A 7165-nucleotide genomic window follows, 5' to 3' on the forward strand; every position below is an offset into this window, starting at 1 on the left:
GAGCAGGATACCGGTCAGCTTGCGGTCTTCCGGAACCAGGAAGATGCCGTGCGCGACGGCGTCGGCCGCGGAAGCCAGCGCAAGCGGCTTGCCGTCGAGTTCCAGCGCGCCGCCGAGCTTCGAATCGATGCCGAAGAACACCCGCGCCAGCTCGGTGCGGCCGGAACCGACAAGACCGGCGAGGCCGAGGATTTCGCCGCGCCTGACGTCGAGATCGACCGGGCGGCCGGGATAGGCAGGGGTGCGGATGGCCTTGGCCGCAAGTGCTACGGCGCCGGGCGCACGCGCCGCTTCCGAGGCCTTCTCGCGCTCCTTCAGCATGCGGCCGATCATCAGCTTGACCATCTGGTCGTGGCCGATATCGCTCTTCGGCAAGGTGCCGGCCAGCATGCCGTCGCGCAGCACCACGACGCGGTCGGCTACGCGTTCGACCTCGTGCAGGCGGTGCGAGATGAAGATGACGCTGATGCCGTCGGCCTTCAGCGCCTTGATGACGTCGAGCAATTTGTCGGTCTCGGCGAGCGGCAGGCTGGATGTCGGCTCGTCGAGGATGACCAGCCGCGCCTCGATCGACAGCGCCTTGGCGATCTCGACCATCTGCTGCTGCGCCAGCGACAGGGTCGCGACCGGCGTGTCGGCGGAAAAATTGGCGCCGACGCGCTTCAAAAGCGGCGCCACCATGGTGCGCAGCTTGGCGCGGTCGACGAGCTTGAGCGGCCCGGCGCGCAAAGGTTCGCGGCCGAAGAAGATGTTGGCGGCGACGTCCAGATTTTCGAACAAATTGAGTTCCTGGTGGACGAAGGCGATGCCCGATCCCAGGCTGGCTTCGACGGAGAGCCTGTCATGCGCGGTGCCGTCGACGGTGATCGTGCCGCTGTCGGGCCTGGTGACGCCGCCGAGGATCTTCATCAACGTCGATTTGCCGGCGCCGTTTTCGCCGACAAGGCCGATGACCTCGCCCGGCCTGACCTCCATGGAGAAGCCGTCGAGCGCGACGACGCCCGGATAGGTCTTGCGCACGTTCTCAAGGCTGAGGAACGGGGCGGTCACGGATGCAGCAATGGATGTGTCGGAATAATTCATCATGCCTGACAGCGATTGGCGGGCCAATTTCTGAGCATGATCTTTTCCGAGAACCGGCTTCCACTTTTCGGGATCATGCTCTTGGCTTTTGGCAGACTGACGATCCTCGCGGTGTTCGTCAATGCGAGCAGCCGGCCCAAGCGACGTTGAGCCGGCTGAACTGCTTCAAGTCTTAGTTTCCGGCCATCGCCTTCAGATTGGCGGCGTAGGCGTCGACGTCATCCTTGCCGATGATCTTGGTCGGGATGATGATGAGGTTGCCTTCCGGGATGCCCGACTTGTCGCCCTTGAGATAGGCAGCCATCAGCTTCATGCCCTGATAGGCCCATTCGAAGGGCTGCTGCACGACGGTGGCGGCAATGGTGCCTTCCTTGACGCCGCCGAGCGTGATCGGATCGTCATCGAAGCCGACGACGGTGATCGAGCCGAGCTTGCCGGCGTCGCGCAGCGCTTCATAGATGCGCGGCGTGTTGTAGGAGTAGAAGCCGACCATGCAGGTGACGTCGGGGCTGGCGACCAGCGCGTCCTCGACATTCTTCTTGGCGCGCGCCTGGTCGATGTCGTCGCCGCGCACGTCGATCAACTCGATCTTGGTGCCGGCCAGGCCGTCCTTCATGCCTTGGATGCGCTCCTTGGCATTGTCTGCGCCGAGCAGGCCGACGAAGCCGAGGCATTTGCCGCCATTGGGCATCGCCTTCTTGGCGATTTCGGCCGCCTGCTTGCCGGCATCGACGTTGGACGAGCCGATATAGGCGACGCGCTTGGTCTGCGGGGCGTCCGAGTCGGTGGTGAACAGCGCCGTTTCCGAAGCGATCTTGTTGAGGCCATCGGTCGAGGTCTTGGGATCGACGGCCGAGACCATGATGCCCTTGACGCCGGCGGTCACCAGATCGTCCATCAGCCGCTGCTGGATGGCGACCGAGGACTGCTCGGGATATTTGAGCTCGAGCGTATAGTCGGGCAGTTCGCCCTGCGCCTTCTTGACGCCGGCTTCGGCGGCCTTCCAGAAATCGGAAGCGCCGTTGACCACGAAGGCCAGCGTCGGCTTGTCGTCGGCGCGCGCGATTGCCGTGGCCGACAGGCCAAGCAGCAGCGCGGTCGCGGCTACGGATGCATTGCGTATCAAGGATTTCATGTTCAACCTCCCGTTTGGCTCAGTCGTTGGACCGGCCGATCTTGCACTGACCTGATTTGCCGTTTGCAGCGTGGACGCCCTCCTCCTCAAAGGGGTTCCCGGCACCGAAAGAATGGCGTCGTTCCAGCCACGACAGCGACCTTAGAGACTCATCCTTCATTCGTAAATAGTCCGATTTGTCTGACATATCACATATCCGAGACAAGGCTTGCGGAGATAGGATCCGCTCGCCACCGGGCCATTTTTCGTACTCTCCCGTCGCCCCGGACGTGACCGGCCGGATGCGACGATTGACGGTACAGCGCATTTTTGTATTAGTAAACAGTATTAGTTCCGAGCCAATGCCAGCGGTTTCGCGGTGTGCCCGCCGGCGTGCCGCCCTCACCGCTGGGCAGCCGCCCAGGCCTTTTGTTAATTGAGCTTTCGCTTGTATGGAGATGCGTGGCGGATGGACCTCCGGCATACTAATAGTTATAAACGAGCTTGACGTTATTCCGATAAATCGACGGCGTCACGCCACCTTGCCGGCCTGACCGGCCAGCCAGACTGGGATTTGCCATGAGCGAGACGACGGATCGGGCCAGCGACACAGCGAGGCGGCGCAAGGCGCCGGCCAAGGGCGCCAAGGGCCGCGTCACCATGATCGATATCGCCAGGGCCGCCGGCTGCTCGCAGGCGACCGTGTCCTTCGTGCTCAACAATTCGCCAGGGATCAAGCTGTCGCAGCAGACCCGCGAACGGGTGATCGAGGCCGCACGGACGCTTGGCTACACCGCGCCCGCTTTCGAGGCGCTTCACCCGGCATTGCCTGCCTTCGAGGGGCCCGCCTTCGAAGGGCTGGACGGGGTGATCGGCTTTGCCGTCGACCAGCTCGCCACCAGCCCCGAAGCCGTGGTCGCCATCGAGGGCGCGCGCCAGGCCTCGTGGAATGCCGGCAACGTGCTTCTGGTGGCGCAGACGCTGGGCGATTCCGTCATGGAGCCGCGCGCTATTTCAGCGCTGACCAAGCGGGGCATTTCGGCGCTGATCTACATGACCATCTTCACCCGCGAGATCACAGCGCCCGACTATCTCTACGGCCTCGACATCCCGGTGATCCTGCTCAACTGCTACACGGCGGACTACGCCTTCCCGTCCGTGGTGCCGAGCGAGATCGCCGGCGGCCAGAGCTCGACCCGCCATTTGATCAGCCACGGCCACCGCCGCATCGCCACCATCACCGGCGAGCCGTGGATGCAGGCGGCACAGGACCGGCTGAAGGGCTACCGCCGCGCGCTCGCCACGGCCGACATCCCGTTCGATCCCGAGCTGGTGGTCGAGGGCGACTGGTCGGCCAGCGCCGGCTATGCCGCCACCGTCAAGCTGCTGGCGCTCAGGGATAAGCCCACCGCCATCTTCTGCCAGAACGACCGCACCGCGATCGGCTGCTACGAAGCGCTGAAGGAAGCCGGCCTGCACATTCCGCAGGACATCTCCGTGGTCGGCTACGACGACGAGGAAATCGCCAGGCATCTGTTCCCGCCGCTGACGACCTCGATCCTGCCGCACATGGCGATGGGCCAATGGGCGATCGAACAGCTGGAAGCGCCGGCGGCGCCTGGACGGGGGCGGTATCCGATCACGAAGCTGGAGTGTCCGCTGGTGGAGCGGGAGAGTGTACGGGGGGTGGTAGGGTAACGCGACTCGGCGGGCCCGCGCTGGCTTACCTTCGACCGTTAGGGAAACCTGACCAGTGGGACGAAGAGCTGATGGCTGCAATGCAGACGATTCTTGCGCGGAAGGGGGTCAAGGTCGAAGTCTGAGACATTCATTCCCATTGGTGCAACAGACCGGCACGGTTGCGAATTTGGGGTTGGACACGCCGTGCCGGCCAGTGCTGGACACCCCAGCCCGATTACGCTACCGGCACAACAGGAATCCAGCAATTAAGCCTGATGGTCTAGATCGCGAGTGCAGAGCCTGTTCTCGCGCTTCAGGGAGCCCTTTTACCACGGGCATTACTTCTCCTCCGGGCAGTCCAGCAGCTTCGCATGGCGATGCATTTCTTCGCACCCGTCCGACAAGGCGGGCTTGAACCATTCCGCTTTGTCTTTCTTCAGGCCTTCGGCACTGGTCCGCTAACCTTGCCCTGCACGCGGTCCCACAGGCAGTTGCGTCTGCCGAACTTGAAATTGAGGTTGACGGTGCCGACTTGCGGAATCGGCTGTCGTTTCCTGGAGAAAGCAAAAAGCCCGCCACCTTTCGGCAGCGGGCTTTCCAAAACTGTAACTCTCTTGGTTAATCGATAATCCCGGATGAGCTGGGCGAAGCCGTCACTGACGACAGTCGCTCACGCTTCGTGAAAACGGGCTTCTGATAGATTTTCTTCATCGACATTCCCCTTTGCCAATAATGTGTCACTCTTTGCCTTCCGCCGGGCAGCGTGTCAATCGCGCACGGCGGTATGCCGATGGCCATCACCGCCTCCACGGAAGGGACGCTGATGGCATAACTTGCCCATCGTTTTCGGGTGATTAACAAAAAGGGCAATTATATAACTGACAACCCCGCTCTTATTGGCGCTGGTTGTCAGGAAAGATCTGCCTGCGCCTTGCCCTTGCCGATAACCTTTGCTTGCCTACTGTCCCGACCATGAGAGGAGGCAAACATGGAACGGCTTTACCCGGTAGCTCTCGTGACGCTGTTTTGTAGCTTGATGATATTCGGAATGGCGGTGACGGTCGCGAGAACCCACAAGAAGACTGGCATACTGGCGCCCGCAATGACCGGCGACCCGCTCCTTGAACGAACCATCCGGGCACATGCCAACGCGGTGGAATGGTTTCCTATCTTTATGCCGTCGATGTGGCTGTTCGCGATCTACTGGAATGCCGCGTGGGCTTCCGGCCTTGGGCTGCTCTGGATGATAGGTCGGATTGCATATTTCGTAGGGTATCGCACCGCGCCCTTGAAGCGCTATCCCGGCTTCTTCGTCCAGTCGATTGCAGCCTTCGCGCTGCTTTTTGGCGCTCTGGGCCGGATCATCTATCTGATGCTCTAGGCGCTCCCCAGCCGCGGGAGAACGGCACGGTACCTCATAAGCGGAGATAGGGCGCACTCCCTCCGATCGGTGTCGGGTCGGTAATATTGCTGGACGCGTTCGAGGGGCGCCAAATGCTCATCGCCTCCTATTACATGTGGTTCGACGGCCGGCCGGCAGCCGAGCAATGAGGGGTGTACCTTCTTCACGACGCAGGTGGCCCATTCGCGGGCTCGCGACACCCTCGCCGCCGAACGCTGGCGGTTGCCCTGGCTGGCGGTTGAGAAGAATTATGCCTTTGAAGGGCTGAAGGGCCGCGTGAGCCTGCTCGACCGCAAAGCTGCCAACGACAAACGCAGTGCCCCGAAACGGACCTACATGGAACTGGCGCACCCGACAGGATTCGAACCTGTGACCTCTGCCTTCGGAGGGCAGCGCTCTATCCAGCTGAGCTACGGGTGCTTTCCGGAATCCGGAAAACGAACCAGCCGGTGAACCGGCAAGTCACGGCTTCTTAGCGGAAGCGGGCGCGGGCTTCAACGGGCAATTGGCGATTGGCGTAGCGACTTGGGCCGGGTGCGTCCAGGCTGCGGCCTACGAGGTTCCCGCCCCCGCCTTCACCGTCCGCCTTCCACGCACCGCCCGCTTCGGCTTCTTGGCGCCCGCCAGTTCGTGCATCGCGTCCAGCTGCATCTGCTGCATTTCGGCGAGCCGCGTCCATTGGCGCGAGATGAGGTAGTCGAGCTTTTCGTGCAGATGGCGCACTTCGAGCTCGGCCTTGAGGTTGACGCGGTAGTCGTTGAAGGAGCGCAGGCGGTCCTTGGACTCCTGCCGCCGCTGGCTCATCATGATGATCGGCGCCTGGATGGCGGCAATGCAGGAGAGCAGCAGGTTGAGCAGGATGAAGGGGTAGGGATCGAAGGCGCTCGACATGCCGGCGACCAGATTGATGCCGATCCACACCAGCAGCACGCTACCAAACGAGATCAGGAACCACCAACTGCCGCCGAAGGCCGCCATGTTGTCGGAGACGCGGTCGGCGAAGGTGCGGTGCTCCTCGAATTCTTCTTCCGAGTTTTCGGAAATCGTGTCCTGCCTGGCGATCGATTCGACCACCTGACGGTCGAGCTCGGAGAATTCGCCGTGCTCCTGCTGCAGCAGCTCCTCCATATAGCGCATGCGGTAGCGGCCGAGCTCGGCGCGGCTGATGCGGGCGCCGGCCGGCAGGTCGGGATGGTCCGAGCGGATGCGGTCGGCGAGGCTCGGGCGCAGCGTGTCGATGCGCACCAGATCGCGCTTGCGGAATTTGCGGCCCGATATCGCCGACGGCTTTTTCTTCGGCTTGCCACGGTGGGCGCCGGGGCCTGCCGGTTCGGAGTCCGGCACTTCGGGCGTGTCGAAGTGTTCGTCCGATACCGGATCGGCCTCCAGCTCACCGACGATCGGCGCCTCGAAATACTCGCCGCCGTCATCGTTCTGATTGTCTGCCGCCTGTTCGGACGTTTTGGGGACGGTGCTCATGGTGGGCTCCTGAGGGTGCTGGGCGACGATAGACAGAGGTGGCGGCGCATAGCCAGCGCCGGGCACGGATTTCGCAGGCCGGACAAGTGTTTTTGATCGGAGAGGCGATGTGGCTGACGGCGGCTCGCCCCTCAGGGAGGGTGGAGACGTTCGAAATTGGCCGGAGCGGGAAGAACTTGCCCGATGTTTGCGCCAATCACCCCCCTCTGTCCTGCCGGACATCTCCCCCTCAAGGGGGGAGATTGGCTGTTGTCCCGGCTTTCGCCAATTTCCACCGTCACAGGAGTGAGCGGAGCGCCGAAGCTGCCAATCTCCCCCCTTGCGGGGGTTGAGGAGCGGTCCGCGCAGCGGGCGGAAAGCCAATTGCTTGGCTTTCCGAGCGACGAACATCCGGCAGGACAGAGGAG

General features: G+C 62.7%; 5 protein-coding genes and 1 tRNA gene. 2 read left to right on the top strand and 4 right to left on the bottom strand.

Translation table 11 applies throughout. The annotated features are described in order from the left end of the window. Both EN969_RS10300 and EN969_RS10305 read right to left on the bottom strand, forming a co-directional pair. Positions 1-1083, bottom strand: a 1083-nt coding sequence (locus tag EN969_RS10300) for a sugar ABC transporter ATP-binding protein (RefSeq protein WP_164758210.1), incomplete at its 3' end; no start/stop codon positions are given. Between the two features lie 172 nt (positions 1084-1255). Continuing rightward, complete coding sequence (locus EN969_RS10305; protein ID WP_013528381.1) at positions 1256-2218, bottom strand: sugar-binding protein; 963 nt, start codon at positions 2216-2218, stop codon at positions 1256-1258. Positions 2219-2776: 558 nt separating this feature from the next. Here EN969_RS10305 and EN969_RS10315 point away from each other — a divergent pair. Next, positions 2777-3895, top strand: coding sequence for a LacI family DNA-binding transcriptional regulator (locus EN969_RS10315; RefSeq protein WP_063169765.1), 1119 nt, complete (start codon positions 2777-2779; stop codon positions 3893-3895). A gap of 970 nt (positions 3896-4865) precedes the next feature. Continuing rightward, entirely contained in the window at positions 4866-5258 is a 393-nt protein-coding gene (locus tag EN969_RS10325; RefSeq protein ID WP_013528384.1) for an MAPEG family protein, read from the top strand. A 364-nt stretch (positions 5259-5622) separates the two neighbouring features. Here the strand turns inward: EN969_RS10325 and EN969_RS10335 are convergent. Together EN969_RS10335 and EN969_RS10340 are read right to left on the bottom strand one after the other, a co-directional pair. Then, a tRNA-Arg gene (locus tag EN969_RS10335) sits at positions 5623-5699 on the bottom strand. Positions 5700-5831: 132 nt separating this feature from the next. Next, positions 5832-6758 carry a DUF1003 domain-containing protein gene (locus tag EN969_RS10340; protein WP_063169764.1) on the bottom strand — a complete coding sequence of 309 codons (927 nt, stop codon included), beginning with the start codon at positions 6756-6758 and terminating at the stop codon, positions 5832-5834. Positions 6759-7165 lie beyond the last annotated feature (407 nt).

The sequence above is a fragment of the Mesorhizobium sp. M7A.F.Ca.CA.003.01.2.1 genome (assembly GCF_003998945.1).
GTDB lineage: Bacteria > Pseudomonadota > Alphaproteobacteria > Rhizobiales > Rhizobiaceae > Mesorhizobium > Mesorhizobium ciceri.

Bases quoted from the DNA above. Each gene is read 5' to 3' on its own strand.
- EN969_RS10325 (WP_013528384.1), top strand. From the start codon at position 4,866: ATGGAACGGCTTTACCCGGTAGCTCTCGTGACGCTGTTTTGTAGCTTG.
- EN969_RS10315 (WP_063169765.1), top strand. From the start codon at position 2,777: ATGAGCGAGACGACGGATCGGGCCAGCGACACAGCGAGGCGGCGCAAG.
- EN969_RS10340 (WP_063169764.1), bottom strand. From the start codon at position 6,758: ATGAGCACCGTCCCCAAAACGTCCGAACAGGCGGCAGACAATCAGAAC.
- EN969_RS10305 (WP_013528381.1), bottom strand. From the start codon at position 2,218: ATGAAATCCTTGATACGCAATGCATCCGTAGCCGCGACCGCGCTGCTG.